The 19,356-nt window shown below is 44.5% G+C and carries 17 protein-coding genes; 4 read left to right on the top strand and 13 right to left on the bottom strand.

All coding sequences use genetic code 11. The features are described from left to right. Positions 1-48 precede the first annotated feature (48 nt). The 8 genes from fabF to yceD form a co-directional block, all read right to left on the bottom strand. Positions 49-1,299 carry a beta-ketoacyl-ACP synthase II gene (gene fabF / locus R7M72_RS03470; protein ID WP_005372948.1) on the bottom strand — a complete coding sequence of 417 codons (1,251 nt, stop codon included), beginning with the start codon at positions 1,297-1,299 and terminating at the stop codon, positions 49-51. Positions 1,300-1,392: 93 nt separating this feature from the next. Beyond that, positions 1,393-1,626: an acyl carrier protein gene (acpP, locus tag R7M72_RS03465; protein WP_004406112.1), complete on the bottom strand. Its 234-nt coding sequence runs from the start codon at positions 1,624-1,626 to the stop codon at positions 1,393-1,395. A 246-nt stretch (positions 1,627-1,872) separates the two neighbouring features. Then, a complete protein-coding gene (fabG, locus tag R7M72_RS03460; protein ID WP_315957060.1) occupies positions 1,873-2,607 on the bottom strand; it encodes a 3-oxoacyl-ACP reductase FabG in 735 nt (244 codons plus the stop codon). A 45-nt stretch (positions 2,608-2,652) separates the two neighbouring features. Further along, positions 2,653-3,576 (bottom strand): ACP S-malonyltransferase, encoded by a 924-nt coding sequence (gene fabD / locus R7M72_RS03455; RefSeq protein WP_005387313.1) that lies wholly within the window; start codon positions 3,574-3,576, stop codon positions 2,653-2,655. A gap of 75 nt (positions 3,577-3,651) precedes the next feature. Beyond that, a complete protein-coding gene (locus R7M72_RS03450; RefSeq protein WP_017821385.1) occupies positions 3,652-4,602 on the bottom strand; it encodes a beta-ketoacyl-ACP synthase III in 951 nt (316 codons plus the stop codon). A gap of 5 nt (positions 4,603-4,607) precedes the next feature. Further along, positions 4,608-5,633 carry a phosphate acyltransferase PlsX gene (gene plsX / locus R7M72_RS03445; protein WP_017633846.1) on the bottom strand — a complete coding sequence of 342 codons (1,026 nt, stop codon included), beginning with the start codon at positions 5,631-5,633 and terminating at the stop codon, positions 4,608-4,610. A gap of 10 nt (positions 5,634-5,643) precedes the next feature. Further along, the gene (rpmF, locus tag R7M72_RS03440) at positions 5,644-5,814 is read right to left on the bottom strand and encodes a 50S ribosomal protein L32 (protein ID WP_005396978.1); all 171 of its coding nucleotides are present in this window, start codon (positions 5,812-5,814) and stop codon (positions 5,644-5,646) included. A 59-nt stretch (positions 5,815-5,873) separates the two neighbouring features. Beyond that, on the bottom strand, positions 5,874-6,398 hold the full coding sequence (gene yceD, locus R7M72_RS03435; RefSeq protein ID WP_005387307.1) for a 23S rRNA accumulation protein YceD: 525 nt from the start codon (positions 6,396-6,398) through the stop codon (positions 5,874-5,876). 149 nt (positions 6,399-6,547) lie between these two features. On the opposite strand from yceD, the gene R7M72_RS03430 reads away from it, so the two are divergent. Further along, positions 6,548-7,129, top strand: a complete 582-nt coding sequence (locus R7M72_RS03430; RefSeq protein WP_054729223.1) for a Maf family protein — start codon at positions 6,548-6,550, stop codon at positions 7,127-7,129. A 58-nt stretch (positions 7,130-7,187) separates the two neighbouring features. Here R7M72_RS03430 and rluC read toward each other — a convergent pair whose 3' ends face one another. Next, positions 7,188-8,132 (bottom strand): 23S rRNA pseudouridine(955/2504/2580) synthase RluC, encoded by a 945-nt coding sequence (rluC, locus tag R7M72_RS03425; RefSeq protein WP_021033985.1) that lies wholly within the window; start codon positions 8,130-8,132, stop codon positions 7,188-7,190. 639 nt (positions 8,133-8,771) lie between these two features. Here rluC and rne point away from each other — a divergent pair. Both rne and R7M72_RS03415 read left to right on the top strand, forming a co-directional pair. Further along, entirely contained in the window at positions 8,772-11,837 is a 3,066-nt protein-coding gene (gene rne / locus R7M72_RS03420; protein ID WP_005380841.1) for a ribonuclease E, read from the top strand. Between the two features lie 332 nt (positions 11,838-12,169). Beyond that, positions 12,170-13,729, top strand: a complete 1,560-nt coding sequence (locus R7M72_RS03415) for a SulP family inorganic anion transporter (protein ID WP_315956449.1) — start codon at positions 12,170-12,172, stop codon at positions 13,727-13,729. A 60-nt stretch (positions 13,730-13,789) separates the two neighbouring features. On the opposite strand, the gene R7M72_RS03410 is transcribed toward R7M72_RS03415, so the two are convergent. Continuing rightward, complete coding sequence (locus R7M72_RS03410) at positions 13,790-14,242, bottom strand: low molecular weight protein-tyrosine-phosphatase (protein WP_318056032.1); 453 nt, start codon at positions 14,240-14,242, stop codon at positions 13,790-13,792. Positions 14,243-14,359: 117 nt separating this feature from the next. Here R7M72_RS03410 and cobO point away from each other — a divergent pair, with 117 nt between their 5' ends. Then, positions 14,360-14,965 (top strand): cob(I)yrinic acid a,c-diamide adenosyltransferase, encoded by a 606-nt coding sequence (gene cobO, locus R7M72_RS03405; protein ID WP_005380837.1) that lies wholly within the window; start codon positions 14,360-14,362, stop codon positions 14,963-14,965. A 62-nt stretch (positions 14,966-15,027) separates the two neighbouring features. Here the strand turns inward: cobO and R7M72_RS03400 are convergent, their stop codons facing one another. The 3 genes from R7M72_RS03400 to apbC all read right to left on the bottom strand — a co-directional run bounded on the left by R7M72_RS03400 (position 15,028) and on the right by apbC (position 19,202). After that, the gene (locus tag R7M72_RS03400) at positions 15,028-17,115 is read right to left on the bottom strand and encodes an AsmA family protein (protein WP_315956451.1); all 2,088 of its coding nucleotides are present in this window, start codon (positions 17,113-17,115) and stop codon (positions 15,028-15,030) included. A 188-nt stretch (positions 17,116-17,303) separates the two neighbouring features. Then, positions 17,304-17,945, bottom strand: coding sequence for a uridine kinase (gene udk, locus R7M72_RS03395; protein WP_005380833.1), 642 nt, complete (start codon positions 17,943-17,945; stop codon positions 17,304-17,306). A 180-nt stretch (positions 17,946-18,125) separates the two neighbouring features. After that, positions 18,126-19,202, bottom strand: coding sequence for an iron-sulfur cluster carrier protein ApbC (gene apbC / locus R7M72_RS03390; RefSeq protein ID WP_258515165.1), 1,077 nt, complete (start codon positions 19,200-19,202; stop codon positions 18,126-18,128). Between the last annotated feature and the right edge of the window lie 154 nt (positions 19,203-19,356).

Raw genomic sequence — 19,356 nt, 5'->3', positions numbered from 1 at the left:
GAGCCGTTAGAATACAAGTTTCGCTTATCTAAATAAGGTTAGATAGTGTTACTCAGCGAACTTTTTGAAGATCAAAGAACCGTTTGTACCACCAAAGCCAAACGAGTTACAGATAGCGTATTCCATACCTTCAACTTTGCGCGCTGTATGCGGCACAAGGTCGATGTCTAGACCTTCTTCTGGATCATCAAGGTTAATGGTTGGCGGAACGATTTGGTCAACCAAAGACATAACCGTGATAATTGCTTCAACAGAGCCTGCTGCACCTAATAGGTGACCAGTCATAGACTTAGTTGATGATACAAGTACTTGCTTCGCACCTTCTTCACCAAGAGCACGTTTCACGCCCTTGATTTCTGCAACGTCGCCAGCAGGAGTAGATGTACCGTGAGCATTCACATAACCTACTTGGGTACCTGTGATGTTCGCGTCACGCATTGCCGCTTCCATCGCAAGTGCACCACCAGAGCCATCTTCGCTTGGAGAAGTCATGTGGTAAGCATCACCAGACATACCAAAACCAACCAGTTCTGCGTAAATCTTCGCGCCACGTGCTTTTGCGTGTTCGTACTCTTCAAGCACCATCATGCCAGCACCATCACCTAGAACAAAACCATCACGGCCTTTATCCCATGGGCGAGACGCTTTTTGAGGCTCTTCATTACGAGTAGATAGTGCTTTAGCTGCACCGAAGCCAGCCATGCCAAGAGGCGTAGAAGCTTTTTCTGCACCACCAGCAACCATCGCATCTGCATCGCCGTAGGCAATCATACGTGCTGCATGGCCGATATTATGCAGGCCAGTAGTACATGCGGTAGAAATCGCGATATTTGGACCACGAAGACCACGCATGATAGATAGGTTACCTGCAACCATGTTTACAATGGTCGAAGGAACAAAAAATGGGCTAACTTTGCGAGGGCCTTTGTCTACTAATGCAGTATGGCCAGTTTCGATAAGGTCAAGACCGCCAATGCCTGAGCCGATAGCAACACCAACTCGAGCCGCATTTTCTTCGGTAATTTGTAAGCCAGAGTTATCAAGAGCTTGAATACCCGCTGCAATGCCGTACTGGATGAAAAGGTCCATCTTACGAGCATCTTTTTTAGACATGTACTCTGTGCAATCGAAATCTTTAACAAGACCTGCAAAACGAGTTGAGAAGTTCGTAGTATCAAAGTGCTCGATATTTACGATACCACTTTGACCTTCTAGCAGGGCTTTCCAAGATGATTCTACTGTGTTGCCTACCGGTGACAACATACCCATGCCAGTGACAACTACACGACGCTTGGACACGATATAATTCTCCGGGAATTGAATATTTCTATGAGAGGATAGAAGAAGTTAGAAAGAACACAGGCGGTCTAGGAGACCGCCTGGGAGAGCTAATTACTGAGCGCTGTTTACGTAGTCGATTGCAGCTTGAACAGTAGTGATCTTCTCAGCTTCTTCGTCAGGAATCTCAGTGTCGAATTCCTCTTCTAGAGCCATAACTAGTTCTACAGTGTCTAGAGAATCAGCACCTAGATCGTCAACGAAAGAAGCTTCGTTTTTAACTTCTGCTTCGTCTACACCTAGCTGTTCAACAATGATTTTCTTTACGCGTTCTTCGATGTTGCTCATTTTTCTTTTCCTTTACAGATTTCGCCTAATGCGATGATTCCGTAGTTTATTCGAACTATTGAAAGTTGCAAGGGGGTCCTTGCTGGTCAAACCACAAAATTAGCGAATTTAACCGAATTTCAATACATTTTTGACTTAAATCATGCACAAATCTTGCGCATAAGCATGACAAGTTCATGACAGTTAACTGCAACTATAGGCTATTTTTCACAATGTAAAATAGCTTATTTTGCATAAACTGTCGCATTAAACCATGTACATGCCACCATTTACATGCAAAGTTTCACCAGTAATGTACGCTGCTTCAGGAGAAGCAAGGAAAACTACTGCTGATGCAATTTCACGTGGGTCACCTAAACGACCTGCTGGCACGTTCGACAATGTTGCCGCACGTTGGTCATCATTTAGTGCCTTAGTCATGTCAGTTTCGATGAAACCAGGAGCAACAGTGTTCACTGTTACACCACGAGACGCAACTTCACGAGCAATTGATTTAGTAAAACCAATCACGCCCGCTTTCGCTGCTGCGTAGTTAGTTTGACCAGCATTACCCATGGTACCAACAACAGAGCCTACGTTGATGATACGACCCGCACGTTTTTTCATCATACCGCGTAAAACCGCTTTAGACATGCGGTAGATTGGCGTTAGGTTGGTATCGATGATGTCGTTCCACTCATCATCTTTCATGCGCATCAATAGGTTGTCACGAGTAATACCAGCGTTATTCACCAGAATATCGATCACACCAAATTCTTCGTTGATCGTTTTTAATGTCGCTTCGATAGACTCGACATCAGTCACGTTAAGCGCTAAGCCTTTACCGTTATCACCAAGATACTCGCTGATAGCAGCCGCACCACTTTCAGAAGTAGCAGTACCGATAACCGTAGCACCTCGCTCGACAAGAAGTTCCGCGATCGCGCGGCCAATACCACGGCTTGCGCCGGTAACTAGCGCGATCTTACCTTCTAGATTCATCATGTTGTGTTTCCTTTTCTTATCGCAAATTTATCGCTTGATGGATTACTTCGCAGCGTCTAGCGATGCGATATCATTCACTGCGGCTGCAGTTAGCGTTTTCACGATACGTTTTGTTAGACCTGTTAAAACTTTACCAGGACCAAGCTCAAGAAGATTTTCTACGCCTTGTTCGTGCATCAGTTCAACTGTCTCAGTCCAACGAACTGGGCTATGTAGCTGACGAACAAGCGCATCTTTGATTTTTGCAGGATCTGTCTCAGCAACCACATCAACGTTGTTGATAACTGGCAGCTGTGGTGAGTTAAATTCGATAGACTCGAGAGCTACAGCAAGTTTTTCCGCTGCTGGCTTCATAAGTGCACAGTGTGAAGGTACTGAAACAGGAAGAGGAAGCGCACGCTTCGCACCAGCTTCTTTACATAGCGCACCAGCTCGCTCTACTGCGTCTTTGCTACCAGCGATAACGACTTGACCAGGCGAGTTAAAGTTTACTGGAGAGACCACTTCGCCTTGCGCTGCGTCTTCACACGCTTTTGCAATCGCATCATCAGCCAAACCGATAATCGCGTACATTGCGCCAGTACCAGCTGGTACTGCTTCTTGCATAAGTTGACCACGTAATTCAACCAGCTTGATGGCTTCTTTAAAGTCAATAACACCCGCACATACAAGTGCTGAGTACTCACCTAGGCTGTGACCAGCTAGGTTTGCTGGTTGCTCTAAGCCAAGTTCCTGCCATACACGCCAGATTGCAACAGATGAAGCTAGCAAAGCTGGTTGAGTACGGAAAGTCTCGTTTAAATCTTCTGCAGGTCCATTTTGAACAAGCGCCCATAGATCGTAACCTAGTGCGTCAGATGCTTCTGCAAATGTTTGTTTTACTACGTCATATTGTTCGCCTAGTTCTGCAAGCATACCTACAGCTTGAGAACCTTGACCTGGAAATACGATAGCAAACTTGCTCATGTTGTTTTCCTTTAAGCAAAGTAAAAAGAAATAAGATGCACCAAGTGCACCTTAAATTTTGAATTCTTGTGAAACTTAGAACTTAACAAGGGCCGAGCCCCAAGTGAATCCGCCGCCAAACGCTTCAAGAAGCAGAGTTTGACCGCGTTTAATACGACCATCACGTACCGCTTCATCTAGTGCTGTTGGCACCGTCGCAGCTGATGTGTTGCCGTGTTTATCAAGTGTAATCACGACTTGGTCTAGTGACATCGAAAGTTTCTTCGCTGTCGCTGAAATAATGCGGTAGTTCGCTTGGTGCGGCACTAGCCAGTCTAGTTCAGACTTATGCATGTTGTTGGCTTCAAGCGTATCTTTTACTAGTTTCGATAGCTGAGTGACAGCGACTTTGAATACTTCGTTCCCAGCCATATGAAGCCATTTATCCGCATCTTGCCCCCGCACAGGTACAGGTAGGCTTAGAAGCTCTCCGAATTGACCATCCGAGTATATGTGGGTAGAGATAATGCCAGGCTCTTGGCTAGCGCCTACGACAACGGCTCCGGCACCATCACCAAATAGGATAATGGTTGAACGGTCTGTCGGATCACACGTTTTAGACAAAGCATCTGAACCAATCACAAGTACGTTTTTGCACATACCAGATTTGATATGTTGGTCTGCAACAGATAATGCGTACACAAAACCAGAACAAGCAGCGGCTAAGTCAAAAGCTGGACAACCTTTAATGCCAAGCTTTGCCTGCACCTGACACGCAGATGAAGGGAAAGTATGGCTACTGCTCGTTGTGGCTACGATAATCAGGTCGATATCGTTTTTATCAATACCCGCCATATCGATAGCGTTTTCAGCTGCGTAGAATGCCATGTCTGCTACAGTCTCGTTTTCTGCAGCAATTCGACGCTCTTTAATACCCGTGCGAGCAACGATCCACTCATCACTTGTATCTACCATTTTCTCTAGATCTGCGTTTGTACGCACCTGAGATGGCAGGTAGCTGCCAGTACCTAAAATTTTGCTATACATGAAGACTAATAATGCCTCTCGAGTAAAACCGCTTCCAAACGATCGCTAATACGGCTTGGTACTTGTCGTTTGACCTCGTGTACTGCCTCGCCAAGTGCATTGACAATCGCAGATACATCCGCACTTCCATGGCTTTTTATGACAATGCCGCGCAATCCTAGCAAACTTGCGCCGTTATACTGGTCGGGGTTCAGTGTTTTTAGTTCATTAAACAGCCTAGAAAACAACTTTCTAGCTATCCAACCCTTTATCGTTGATGCCATTATGCTGGTTTTAATTTTTTCGATAAAAAGTTGAGCTGTTCCCTCACTGGCTTTCAAGCATACGTTGCCGACAAATCCATCACAAACAATGACGTCAGCAACATCATGCAAAATTTGATTACCTTCAATATAACCGACAAAGTTAATCGCATCGGTCTGAGAAAGCATTTCTGCGCAACGTTTGACTAAATCGTTACCTTTAATCTCTTCTGCGCCAATATTGAGCACAGCAACGCGAGGAGGACGACCCAAGTGTTCTTCAGCTAATGCACTGCCCATTACAGCAAATTGGAACAAGCTATCAGCATCGCACGATACATTCGCCCCCAGATCTAGCATCCAAGTGCGCTTTCCGGTAATCGTCGGTAAAGCGGAAACTAAAGCAGGACGTTCAATGCCAGGAAGTAACTTAAGAATGAAACGCGATAGTGCCATTAATGCACCGGTGTTGCCACCACTAACACAAGCATCCGCTTTCTGCTCAGAAACCAAATCGATAGCCATACGCATAGAACTATTTTGGCTATTACGTAACGCCAATGAAGGTTTTTCTGAGTTCGAGATAACTTTCTCGCTGTGAAGAATAGTCAAGCGAGAACTGGTCGAGGTACCGAGTTGAGATAATTGAGACGTGATCAGAGATTGATCACCAATAAGAATCACTTTTAGCTCTGGGAAATGAGACAGTGCCTGCACGGCGGCAGGCACTGTTACGCGTGGACCGAAATCCCCGCCCATTGCATCAAGTGCAACGGTAATACTTTGCAAAGGTTCAACCTTACTTGTTGATAACCTTTTGACCACGGTAGTAACCTTCAGCAGTTACGTTGTGGCGTAGGTGAGTTTCACCAGAAGTCGCGTCTACAGATAGAGCAGCTGTAGTTAGTGCATCGTGTGAACGACGCATACCGCGCTTAGAACGAGTTTTACGGTTTTTCTGTACGGCCATTGACCCTACTCCTATACTATTGGGTTAAAAACCTGAAGAAGAATCGGCTACCACACCTATTACTTTTTCAGACTTTTCAAAACGTCGAATGGATTCGGTTTTTCTTCCTCAATTTCTTCAGGAATCTCACCAAAAACCATGTTATTTGAATCAACGCTACAATCCGCTTCATCGTGCATCGCAATTTGAGGTAATGCTAAGATGAACTCGTCTTCAACAAGTTGTATGAGGTCTAATTCACCATATTCATTTAGATCTACCAAATCATAAATTTCTGGTGCTTCCTGTTCTGTTTTCTCACCGTAGTAAGGAGTAGAAAGGAATTCAACTTCGCACTCATGTGCGAATACCTCATTACAACGCTGACACTCTAAATCGACTTCGATGTTAGCTTTACCAGAGATAACAACGAGTCGCTGTTCATCCATCCCAAATGACAATGAGACTTCTGCGTCGCGTTTTACGCCTTCAGTTGTTTCCACTAAGCGCTTGAAAAGACTAGCTTGGATGATGCCATCGTAATCCAATCGTTTCTGTGCAGCTTTAGCTGGGTCAACCGTTCGCGGTATTTTTACCTTTTGCATAGGGCGCGAATATTATCTTCCAAATCAAAATTAGTCAAAGAAAAAGGCAAAAAAGTTGTACTTTTTTACGCTTAACATACAGAGCATTAGCCAGAATCATTTTTGATCGATTATCCTATTGGAAATGCTCCCACGAATTGTAATTCAAAATGAAAAATTACCAACTGGTTTTAGCCTCAACTTCCCCTTTTCGTAAACAACTGCTTGAAAAGCTCTCACTACCATTCGTTTGTTTACCACCTGATTGCGATGAAACACCTTTTGACCAAGAAACGCCAACTGAACTTGTACAGAGACTGGCCCAAGAGAAAGCAATATCTTGCCAGACGGATAAAGCAAGTTTAGTTATCGGCAGTGACCAAGTTTGTGTCATTAATGGTGAAATCGTTGGCAAGCCTTTAAATAGAGATAACGCGATAAATCAACTTTTGGCTCAAAGTGGAAAAGTCATCACTTTCTATACTGGTCTTGCGGTACATAACACCGTCACAAACCATACAGAAGTCGGCTTTGATTCTTTCGAGGTGCACTTTAGAGATTTAACACTTGAACAAATCGAACGCTACGTCGACAGGGAAGAACCTTTTTACTGCGCAGGCAGCTTTAAAAGCGAAGGCATGGGAATTTGCTTGTTTACGAAATTAGTCGGTAAAGACCCGAACACACTTGTCGGACTACCATTGATTGATTTGATTGATATGTTGCATGTTCAAGGACTCGATGTCCTTTAACCCAAATACGATAAAAGGGAGCCACAGGCTCCCTTTTGCATCCGCGAGGAAAACATGGTTACGCGTTTCTTAAACCCGCCAACACTTTTTCTAGTTTCGGTTCCATCGGTGCGTTGATTTCCATCCACTCATCATTTGATGGGTGTTGGAACTTGATGTTTGCCGCGTGTAGGAACAAACGATCTAAACCAACTTGACCTGTGTAAGCATCAAAGCGACGATCACCGTAGCGATCATCCCAAGCGATTGGGTGACCAGTGTATTGCGTATGAACTCGTATTTGGTGAGTTCGACCAGTAATCGGACTCGCCTGAATCAATGTAGCTTGTTCGAACTTTTCCAAAATCTTAAAACGCGTTTCTGACGGCTTACCATTAGGGTTAACACGAACAATACTGTTCACTTCGTTTTTGAGCAGTGGCGCGTTCACAACCTTACAACTGCTTTTCCATTGCCCCATGACAAGAGCTAAGTAAAACTTCTTTACTGTCTTTTCACGAAACTGGGCTTGCAAGTGACGAAGTGCAGAACGCTTCTTAGCAACCAGCAAAATCCCTGAAGTATCACGGTCAATACGATGCACAAGTTCAAGAAAGCGAGCTTGAGGACGCAGAGCCCTAAGCGCTTCAATCGCACCAAACTTTAAACCACTGCCACCATGCACAGCGGTGCCAGATGGTTTGTTTAGAATCAACATATGGTCATCTTCGAAGATAATCATATTTTCCAACTCAGCGACTTTGTTAAGTTTCGTACTTGGTGCGACATCGTCATCTTTTTTCTCGACGGTCACCGGTGGAATACGAACGAGATCGCCTGCTTTTAACTTGTACTCTGCTTTTATACGCTTTTTATTTACGCGCACTTCGCCCTTACGCACAATTCGGTAAATCATGCTTTTAGGAATGTCTTTTAATTGGTTGCGCAAAAAATTATCAATGCGCTGACCCGCCATATCTTCGTCGATGTCGACGAACTGGACTTTTGTTCTTATTTCGTTCATGGGCGGTATTGTAAACTCAATTTCGTGCGACTTCACATTATTCTTGTCGTAAAAGAAACACTCGGTGGCACATACTGGTCTAAATTTCGCCAAGCTTTTGTTTAAATTATTAAAACTCTCAATCAAGTTCTCAATTTGTTTTCTGTCTTGAACAGTTTGCACATCTCAATTGCTTATGAAACAGCCAGTTATAAAATAGAAATTTTGAGTTTAGCGGCAAATTTTCTATCGTTTGCGTGAAAGCAGATTGCTGATAGCCACGCGCACTGCTATAGTTCACAGCTGCTAAGGAAGGTTTGGTTACATTTTATTCATTACCAATCATTTATCCTCAAGCAATGTGAGTAGATCGTTGAAGGTCGAGTGCAGCATTGGCGTGAGACACATCGAATTCAACACTCTTGCCACCCTACTCCTCGCATATTCACGTTGAGTACCTACCGCCCAAATAGCGGGTCACAAGTCTACGTTTCCAACAGAAACCACAAGAGGCTTGTGATGACTGAAGTGCCCGAGAGCATCCCCTTCCAGCCGGGAGGCTGCAAAATACAAGCCATGGGATCAGGCACCGTGAAAGAGCGAAAAAACAGTGGCAAGTCGACAAGAAAGATATAAAAGAAAAGACAACGAGAATTTTCAATGAAAAGAATGTTAATTAACGCAACTCAAAAAGAAGAGTTGCGTGTCGCTCTGGTTGATGGCCAGCGACTTTTCGATCTTGATATCGAGAGTCCAGGTCATGAATCTAAAAAAGCGAATATCTACAAAGGACGTATCACACGTATCGAACCAAGCTTAGAAGCCGCATTTGTTGATTACGGCGCCGAGCGTCACGGTTTCCTCCCTCTCAAAGAAATTGCCCGCGAATATTTCCCTGAAGGTTACACCTACCAAGGTCGTCCAAGCATCAAAGAAGTGCTAACGGAAGGCCAAGAAGTTATCGTTCAAGTGGAAAAAGAAGAACGTGGAAGCAAGGGCGCAGCTCTTACTACTTTCATTTCTCTTGCTGGTAGTTACCTTGTTCTGATGCCTAACAACCCTCGTGCTGGCGGTATTTCTCGTCGAATCGAAGGTGACGAGCGTACTCAACTAAAAGCCGCATTAAGTACTTTGGAACTGCCTCAGGGCATGGGCCTAATCGTACGTACTGCTGGCGTTGGCAAGAGTGCTGAAGAGCTTGAGTGGGATTTGAATGTACTACTTAACCACTGGGGTGCAATCAAAGGTGCAGCGGACTCTAACCCTGCTCCATTCTTAATCCACCAAGAAAGTAACGTTATCGTTCGTGCAATCCGTGACTATTTGCGTCGTGATATTGGCGAAATCTTAATTGATAGCAACACCATCTACGAACGTGCAAAAGAGCACATTCAATTGGTGCGCCCTGATTTCCTTAACCGCGTTAAGAAATATGAAGGCGAAGTTCCACTATTCAGCCACTACCAAATCGAAAGCCAAATTGAATCGGCTTTCCAACGTGAAGTGCGTCTGCCATCTGGTGGTTCTATTGTTATTGACCCGACTGAAGCACTAACGTCTATCGATATCAACTCTGCTCGTGCAACCAAGGGCGGCGATATTGAAGAAACAGCTCTAAACACGAACCTAGAAGCAGCCGACGAAATTGCTCGCCAATTGCGTCTACGTGACTTAGGTGGCTTAGTGGTTATCGACTTTATCGATATGACCCCAGTTCGTCACCAACGAGAAGTAGAAAACCGTCTACGTGAAGCCGTTCGCCTTGACCGCGCTCGTGTACAAATCGGTCGTATTTCTCGCTTTGGTTTGTTGGAGATGTCACGCCAGCGCTTGAGCCCTTCTCTTGCAGAAGCAAGCCATCACATCTGTCCTCGCTGTAGCGGAACTGGTGTCGTTCGCGACAACGAATCTCTAGCACTTTCTGTACTTCGTTTAATTGAAGAGGAAGCGCTAAAAGACAATACAGCACAAGTACTTGCAGTCGTACCTGTGCCAATCGCCTCTTACTTATTGAACGAAAAACGTCGTTCAGTAAACCATATCGAACGCATTCAAGAAGTGAAAATTACGGTTGTTCCTAACTCTGATATGGAAACACCGCACTTTGAAGTTATCCGTGTTCGTGAAGGCGAAGAGTTCGATCTGATTTCTTACTTACTTCCTAAGAAACTGGAAGCAATGAAAGAAGCAGAAGGTAAAGAGCCAGCGGAAGTTGACGTAAAACCAAAACGAATTGAAGAGCCAGTTCTTAAAGGCTTTGCTGCTCCGTCTCAAACCGCACCTGCACCAGCAGCTAAACCAGCTCCTGAGGCGAAGAAGAAAGAACAAAACGTTGAACAAGAAGAGAAACCTGGATTGTTCAGCCGTCTGTTTAAAGCACTTGGTAGCTTCCTATTCGGTGGTTCTGAAGAAACAAAAGAAGAACAGAAACCTCAGGAAGAGAAAAAACCAAATCGCGATAATCGACGTAATAAGCGTGATCGCAACGATCGTCGTCGCAATAACAACCAGCGCGATAATCGTGATAATCGCGATAACCGACGTCGTCGTAAGCCTCGTGATGAGCAGGCTAATGAGCAAAACGAAGCTCAACAACAAACAAATAAACCGCAAAACCGTAACCAAAAGCGTAAACCTAAAGCTCAACAGGCAGATAAAGCCCAAGAGCAGAAAGCAAACGCAAAAGTAGCGGAAAAAGGTCTGCAGCTAGCAGCGGAAGCTCGTACTGAAACAAAACCAGAAGAGAGCAAACCGAAGCAGCAAAATGCGAAAGCAGAAAAAGTGAAAGAGCGCCGCCAACGTCGCAAATTGAACAAGTCTGTACGCGTTAAGGACCAAGAAGCTATTGAGAAGAAAGCCGAAGAAACAGCGGTTAAGACTCAAGAAACGGTTGAAGCTAAAGTTGAAAAGCCAACAGAAGCAGCGGTAGAGGCACAGCAAGACAACAAGCAAGCAGAGTCTAAGCAACGTCGTAATCGTCGTTCGCCACGTCACCTGCGTGCAAGCGGCCAGCGTCGTCGCCGTGGCCGTGATCGCCGCCCTAACCCGTTCCGCCTACGTAAGGGAGGTGTCGCTTCTCCTGAAATGGCTATGGGTAAAGTAATGCCACGTTACATTCCGAAACCAGCACCTAAGAAGGAAGAGCGAGTTAAGGAAGAAGCTGTAGCAGCAGTACCTACAATCCAAGGTGGCTTTGCGTGTCCAGAAATGGCAATGGGTAAAGTGATTATTCGTCGCGAGCAACCTGTCGTAACAGATGCGCCAGTTGTTGAACACAAGGTTCAAGAAACCGTTGAAGCGAAAGTGGAAGCTCCAGTAGTAGAAGCACCTGTTGTTGAAACAGTAATCGCAGAAAAAGCTGAATCGGCAGTAGTAGAAACAGCATCGGTAGAGCCTATCGTTGAAACTCCTGTAACTGAACATGCTGAACCGGTTGATGCCATTGTAGAAACGGCACCTACTGAAGAGCCTATCGTTGAAGCAGCAAAAGAGATTGTAGCCGAAGCGCCAGTAGATAAACCAGAGCCTAAAGTCGAAGCCATTAAAGTTGCTGCTAAGCTAAACGCTAGCGCACCGATGACGAAAGCACCTGGCCCTCAAGAGCTACGCGAAATCACGGTTGCAGCAGCGCCGTTCAAAACCGAACGTTACCAAGCTAAAGGTGCAGGTAGCCAAGTGGCTAAAAACCGTGCATCGGCAGAGATGACAAAGCCTAACTTTAACTAGGCTAAATCATTACGTTCAACTGCTTAACGGCATAAATAAATTAAAGGCTACCATCTGGTAGCCTTTTTTATCTTCATATTTGCCCAATAAATTGTTCATATAAATACCAATTCGTGATCACATTTGTACGCCATTATTCGTATCATTCTTGAACTTAATCACACTTTTCGGTAGCATGCGCCGACTCAAGTTTTCGACACCATTCTGATGCTGCTCTTTTAATACTACGGTTTACACTGCAATGTTTGATTAAAAATCAACCTTCCAGTGGCTTGTGCAAATACGAATATGTGTCGGGTTTAACTCATTGCAAAGAGAACTTAAAAACAAACATGTTCGAATTTCCCCAATTTTCTAAGCACTCCGTAAAAAATGATGTGCTATCAGGCTTAACCGTTGCGCTAGCATTGGTTCCTGAAGCTGTCGCATTTGCGTTCGTCGCAGGCGTAGATCCGATGGTCGGTCTTTACGCTGCATTCATCGTTGGTCTTATTACTTCCATTTTCGGTGGTCGTCCTGGCATGATTTCTGGTGCAACAGGTGCCATGGCAGTCGTAATGGTTTCGCTTGTCACGACTCACGGTGTCCAGTACCTATTCGCAGCCATCATGCTCGCTGGTATTCTTCAAATTGCCGCTGGTATGTTTAAATTGGGTAAGTTCATCCGCATCGTACCTCACCCTGTGATGATCGGTTTTGTGAACGGTCTGGCTATTGTTATCTTCCTAGCTCAGTTGGGTCAGTTTAAAGCGCCAGACATCAACGGCATGCTTACTTGGCTACCACAAGACCAGATGCTGCTAATGCTTGGTTTGGTTGCGCTGACTATGGCAATCATTCACTTTCTACCAAAAATCACAACAGCTGTACCCTCTTCACTTGTTGCGATCGTAACGGTGACGGCTTTAGTGGTTGGCTTGGATCTGGAAACTCGAACTGTTGTTGACTTCCTGCGTACAATGTCTGGTGATGAAGCTGCAACACTCGCAGGTTCACTACCAACCTTCTCTATTCCTGCGGTACCATTTACACTAGAGACACTACAAATCATTCTTCCATACGCGATCATTCTCGCGGCCATTGGTCTAATTGAATCTCTACTAACACTGACAGTTTTAGATGAGATGACGAATACTCGTGGTCAATCTAACCGCGAATGTATCGGTCAAGGTATGGCAAACATGACGTGTTCTGTGTTTGGCGCAATGGGTGGTTGTGCGATGATTGGTCAGTCGATGATCAACGTAAACTCAGGTGGTCGCGGCCGTCTATCTGGTATCGTTGCGGCTATCGCTCTATTGATGTTTATCTTATTCGCTTCTTCGCTAATTGAAATGATCCCACTCGCTGCTCTGGTTGGTGTGATGTTCATGGTTGTCATTGGTACATTCGAATGGGCAACATTTAAGCTAGCACGCCGCGTACCGAAGCAAGACTTCTTCGTTATTGTTCTTGTGACCGTTGTTACTGTTCTTACTGACCTTGCTGTTGCCGTAGCGGTTGGTGTTATCGTTTCTGCATTAATGTTTGCATGGCAACACGCTAAGCACATCTATGCCGACACGTGCTTAAACGAGGAAGGTTCAAAAGAGTACAAGATTCACGGCCCTATTTTCTTTGGCTCTGCGGCTAACTTCCTGGAGTTGTTTAACGCGCCTGAAGATCCAAAAGATGTGATTGTCGATTTTGCAGACTCTCGCGTGACAGATCACTCTGCAATTGAAGCCATTGAAACACTGGCTGAGCGTTACAATGCTCAAGGTAAAACGCTGCACCTTCGTCACCTAAGCCCAGATTGTCGTAAACTTTTGGACAAAGCTGGCAGCTTGGTTGAAATTAACGTGAAGGAAGACCCAAGCTACAAAGTCGCAACCGACATACTAGCGGGTTAACACGAATAAAAAGGGATGAGCTGAGCTCATCCCTTTTTCTATTGTCTTCAAGCACGGCGATTATAGCTTCTTCAAAATTGCGTCTGATGATGCCTCTTCGATTAAATCAAGCACCAGTTCAAAGCCATCTTCCCCACCATAATATGGGTCCGGGACTTCGTCGTAACCTGACTCAGAATGACTTAAAAATAACGATACTTTGTGTCGATACTTCAACGGACAAATATCCAATAAATCGGCCAAATTTGCTTTATCTGCGGCTAATATAAGGTCAAACTTTTCAAAGTCATCAATGGTGACTTGGCGCGCTTGCATTCCTTTAAAAGAATAACCTCGCTGCTTTCCTGCTGCCATCGCTCTTGAATCCGGTCGGTTTCCTGCGTGGTAGCCAATTGTACCTGCCGAATCAACCTCTACTTCAACGCCTAGCTTTTGAGCTTTCGCTCTTAACACTGCCTCTCCAGTTGGTGACCGACAAATGTTTCCCATACAAACAACAAGTATTTTCTTCATTTTATTCCCTGAATTATCGGTGGTTTTTCTTCACGATATGTTGGTCTATCATAGCGAGATAAATCAATGAACCCAAATTAACTTGGGCACAGCACGAAAAGGAATTGAGGAAGTATTATGTCTATCGAAGAAAATAAAGAAGCACGCCATAAAGCTCGCCAACAAAAAGTCAAAGAACAGGTAGACGCAAAAATCGCTGCTGCTCAAGAGGAAAAAGGTCTGCTACTGATCATTACCGGAAATGGTAAAGGTAAATCGACATCAGGATTCGGTACGATCGCACGCGCAGTGGGTCATGGTTTGAATTGTGCTGTCGCGCAGTTTATTAAAGGTACTTGGGACAACGGTGAGCGCAACCTACTTGAGAAACTCGGCGTTGAATTCCAAGTAATGGCAACCGGCTTTACGTGGGAAACTCAAAACAAAGCCGCTGATACCGAAGCAGCGCAAGGCGTATGGCAAGAATGTAAGCGCATGCTGCAAGACGACTCTATCGATGTCATCTTGTTTGACGAGCTAACTTATATGGTGAGCTACGGCTACATCGACTTAGACGAAGTGGTCGAAGCGCTGAGCAACCGACCTAAAATGCAGTCGGTTATTATTACTGGGCGTGGCGCACATCGAACCCTGATTGAAATGGCCGATACCGTTTCTGAAGTGAAAAATGTAAAGCACGCATTTGAATCTGGCGTAAAAGCCCTCAAAGGCGTCGATTGGTAACACTCGCAGAGTAATTTAAAAAGGGTTGGCAAAATGCCAACCCTTTTGATTTTCACGCACGGTTAGTTGAAAAGATTCTTCAATAAACCATCGACCGCATCTTTGGTTTTCTCGTCTTTGATTTTGTCCGTTAGCTTCTCTACGCCACGATCGATTTCTTTCTGAGCTTTCTGCTTCAGAACATCATCGAATACGAGCTTGAATTTAGGTTCTGCCCACTTACCAGACACATTGATTGGAATCGTGATGTCTTTCAGCTCATCTATATCTTTACCGCCCTGGCCTTCTAGGCTGCCTACAACTGACGTGCTGATAGTAAAGTCGATTGTTTCATTAATGTAGTTTGCGGTACCTTTACCACGAACACGTAACAATGGAGACTGAGCTTGCATATTATCCGTTGATACAACACCTTTGTTGAGTTTCAATGTCGCCGTCATCGCACTGAAGTCTGTTTTCTTAGCTTCATTGGTGCCTTCAACTTTTTGCCCTTTAAATTTCGCATAGTTTTCACGAATCAACTGAGCAACGTTGATGCCATTCACCGCACCGTCAGCAAAATTGATAACAACCGTACCAGATAGATTCTTCTTGATACCGGTAGGCGTGAGACTCTTACCTGTAACATTCACATCAATGTTACCTGTCCCTTCAAGTTTGTCGTTTTCAGCAACGTCTATAAGTAGCGGTTGAACTTTCACGCCTTTGATTGACTTTTTAACACTGTAAGTCGCTGGTGATTGGCGTGCATCTAACTTCGCTGTCGCTGAGATTGAGCCTTGGTACAACTTCGAACTAAAAGATGTAAGCTCAAACACGCCACGATTTACAGTGAAGCTCGTTTTTACCGCTTCCATCTTCGCATTTGCCGCTTTGAATTTGTCGATGGTAATGTCACCCTTTACATCTAACGTTTTCAACGCAGACAAATCAGGCTCAACCTCAGGTCCGGCAGGAGCACTCTCGCCACCAGAAGCAGGCTTATTACCTTCGGCAGCTTGCTTATCTAACCCTAAGAACTCATCAAGATCGATATTGGGGCTATGGAGAGCAAAGCGTACTTTAGGAATATCACCGAGTGTCACATCTGCCTTACCATCTAGGGCGATAGCATTCGCTGTTAACTTCTCTAGAACAAAACTCAGATGGTTTTTCGTTAGGTCGAAAGACAGATCAGACACCATGTCGAATTTCATCGGGGACTGAGGTAAGGCATCACCCTCAAAAGTCGATTTAAGAGTTAACTTATCCAACTGTACTTTGCTGATAGCCTTGTCCACGCTAAGTTGACCAGCACCCTGCATATCTAACTTCATACCACCAGCGTCACCCTTAATGGCATAAGTCAGGTTATTTACTTTATCGAATTCAAACGTGTCTAAACCGATCGTTGCCGATTCAATTTTATTGGCAGGGTCAGAGTATGTCGCATCAAAGTTGATGTTCTTTAGCGCGTAGTTTGCCAAACCTTTTTCTAGCTTAAAGTCTGCCTGACCTTTCGCGGTGAACTTTTGGTCGTTCATTTCGCCCTTCACGCCAAAATCAGCCGTTGTCCAGTTGTCAAAAGCGAATTCGGAAAGGTTTAATGAAATATCATAAAGTTTGGTGTAACTACCGGCTTGCTTATCCTGCATTTCTAATGAACCGTTAGAAACAGTAACGCCAGCAAGATTAATACTCCAATCAGAACCAGAAGTTTGCGTTTCACCATTTTGCGTAGGCGCAGCATTGCTCTCTTGTTCTGCTTGTTGTGTTTGGGCTTTCGTCAATGCATCAATATTCTTGCTGCCATCTTTCTTGGTTTCAATGTAGAACTCAGCACCATCAAGCGTGACGTTTCCAATTTCAAGCTGTTGACTAAAAAGTGGCATAACAGAGATGTCTACACCAACGGTATCAACTTTGAATAAATTGGGTTTACTAAAGCCTTGTGGGTTTCGCAATTCTGTATGTCCCAACTCAAAGCCAATCGATGGGAAAAATTGCCAACTGATATCCCCTTCAATCACCAACTCTAATCCCGTTTGCTTTTGCGCTTGCTCAACAATAAGGGGTTTAAACTGATTCGGATTGACGAAGATGGTTAACGCTAAAATTGCGAACAAAATGACCACAATCGGTATTGCTAGAATTAAGAGCAGTTTCTTCATTTGTTTTTCCTTGCTCGAGTGTTTTTACAATTATAAGCGCAGACTCCATTTACCGCTGACAGTTCCACAAAAGCGTGAAAAGTGTCTGGTTTTAACCTGCAACTGACTAATTTAAAAACAAAAAAAGAAGTGGCACTTAAGGTGCCACTTCTTCTCTTAAAAATAAAGCGATATAGCCGTCTATAGGCTTAAGCTTTCAAAAGTCTTGCAATGTGAGCTTTTAATACATCAATTGCGATACGGTTTTTACCACCGCGAGGAACAATAATGTCCGCATATTGCTTAGAAGGTTCGATAAACTGCATGAACATCGGACGTACTGTTTGTTGGTATTGCTTAAGAACAGACTCCATAGTTCGGCCTCGTTCTTCCACATCACGCTTAACACGGCGAAGCAAGCAAATATCTAACGGTGTGTCCATAAATACTGTCGCATGCATCAAATCACGAAGACGAGGGTCTGTAAGAAGAAGGATACCTTCTAGAATGATCACCTTTTTAGGTGTCATTGTGGTGGTGTTAATTGTTCTTGTGTGCTCAGTGTAGCTGTACTCAGGCACTTCTACTGCTTCACCACGTACCAATTTTTCTAGGTGCTCACACAGTAGGTCGTGGTCCAACGCACTCGGGTGATCGTAGTTCGTCTTTACTCGCTCTTCCATGCTTAGGTGGCTTTGGTCGTTGTAGTAGCAATCTTCCGTGATGACACCGATTTGATGATCGCCTACTTTCGCGCGAAGCTCATTATAAATAGTGCTCGCGATCAGACTTTTTCCAGAAGCAGAAGCGCCAGCAATACCTACGATGACGCATTGATTATTATCAGACATTAGTTTGCACCCGATGATGATTTCTAGTCACATAAAAAGATAAACTGCCTGATTATAGGGAGTTCACCCCATAGTTACTAGTTGGAATTAGGGTTTAGTCATAAGTTTCTGCCTGCTCAGAGGATTAACCTCCGAGCAAACGTTAAAATGTGCAATTATCAACCAGCAGGCATAGTAAACTTAGTTCACCATTGTAAAGCTAATCGCATCTGGTTTTGCTTTGCCTTGCCAAAACATCGTGCTACATACGCGATCGGCAAGTTGCTTATAATACCCTGCATGCTCACTTTCTGGGCGTCTTGCTACCGTTGGCACGCCAGCGTCAATATCTTCTCGCATAGAGATATGAAGCGGAATTTGTCCTAACAATGCTAAGCCAAATTCTTGCGACATTTTTTCAGCTCCGCCCATACCAAAAATATGCTCTTTCGCGCCACATTGACTACAAATGTGATAACTCATGTTTTCCACAACACCAATAACCGGGACATGGACTTTGTTAAACATTGCCGCTCCCTTCCTTGCATCAGCAAGGGCTAAATCTTGCGGCGTTGTGACTAGCACGCTACCTGTTACCGGAATTTGTTGTGACAGAGTCAATTGAATATCCCCCGTACCTGGCGGCATATCAATCACCAAATAATCCAAATCTGGCCAATCTGTTTCAGTTAATAACTGCGACAATGCTTTTGAAGCCATTGGACCGCGCCATATCGCCGCTTCTGATTTATCCACCAAATAACCGATAGAATGAGTATAGATGCCGTGAGCAAAAATGGGTTCCATCCACTTGCCATCACGAACTTCTGGTTTAGCATCTTCTTGCCCCAACATCATAGGTACAGACGGACCATAGATATCTGCATCCAACAATCCCACTTTCGCCCCAGATTGAGCAATCGCCAACGCTAAGTTAACTGCGGTAGTAGATTTACCAACGCCACCTTTCGCAGAACTGACGGCAATGATGTTCTTAACACCCTTAACCGAGTGAGCCACTTGAGTTTCTAAAGCTTTAACTCCAAGGCGAATATTAAATGGGAATTCAGCCACTTTACCCGAGGCTTGCTGCTGTTTGATCCAGTCATGCAGTACGGTTTGAAGCTCATTACTTGCGAATGGCAACGTTATATCAATAGAACCCTGTGTCGTAATCGAAATTGCGCCATGAATATCTGCCCAGTTTTCCACCAACTGTGGATGTTGGAATTGGTTAAACCAGTGACAAAAATCTTGTTTTGAAGTGAACTGATGCATAAGCCCTCCTTTTAGATGTCATGCTACCACCGTCCAGGCTCAACCAGAACCCCAAAAAAACTAAGGCATTCCGCAGTTTGACACCTTGGAGTTAGTCAGTTCATGGGGTAGTATTATCCATCAAAATTTATTTATACCTATCAAGAAAAGCGAA

The sequence above is a fragment of the Vibrio sp. YT-18 genome (assembly GCF_033337345.1).
Taxonomy (GTDB): Bacteria; Pseudomonadota; Gammaproteobacteria; order Enterobacterales; family Vibrionaceae; genus Vibrio; species Vibrio alginolyticus.
Note: the sequence above shows the minus strand (reverse complement) of the source record. Positions and strands in the feature narration are given on the sequence as shown.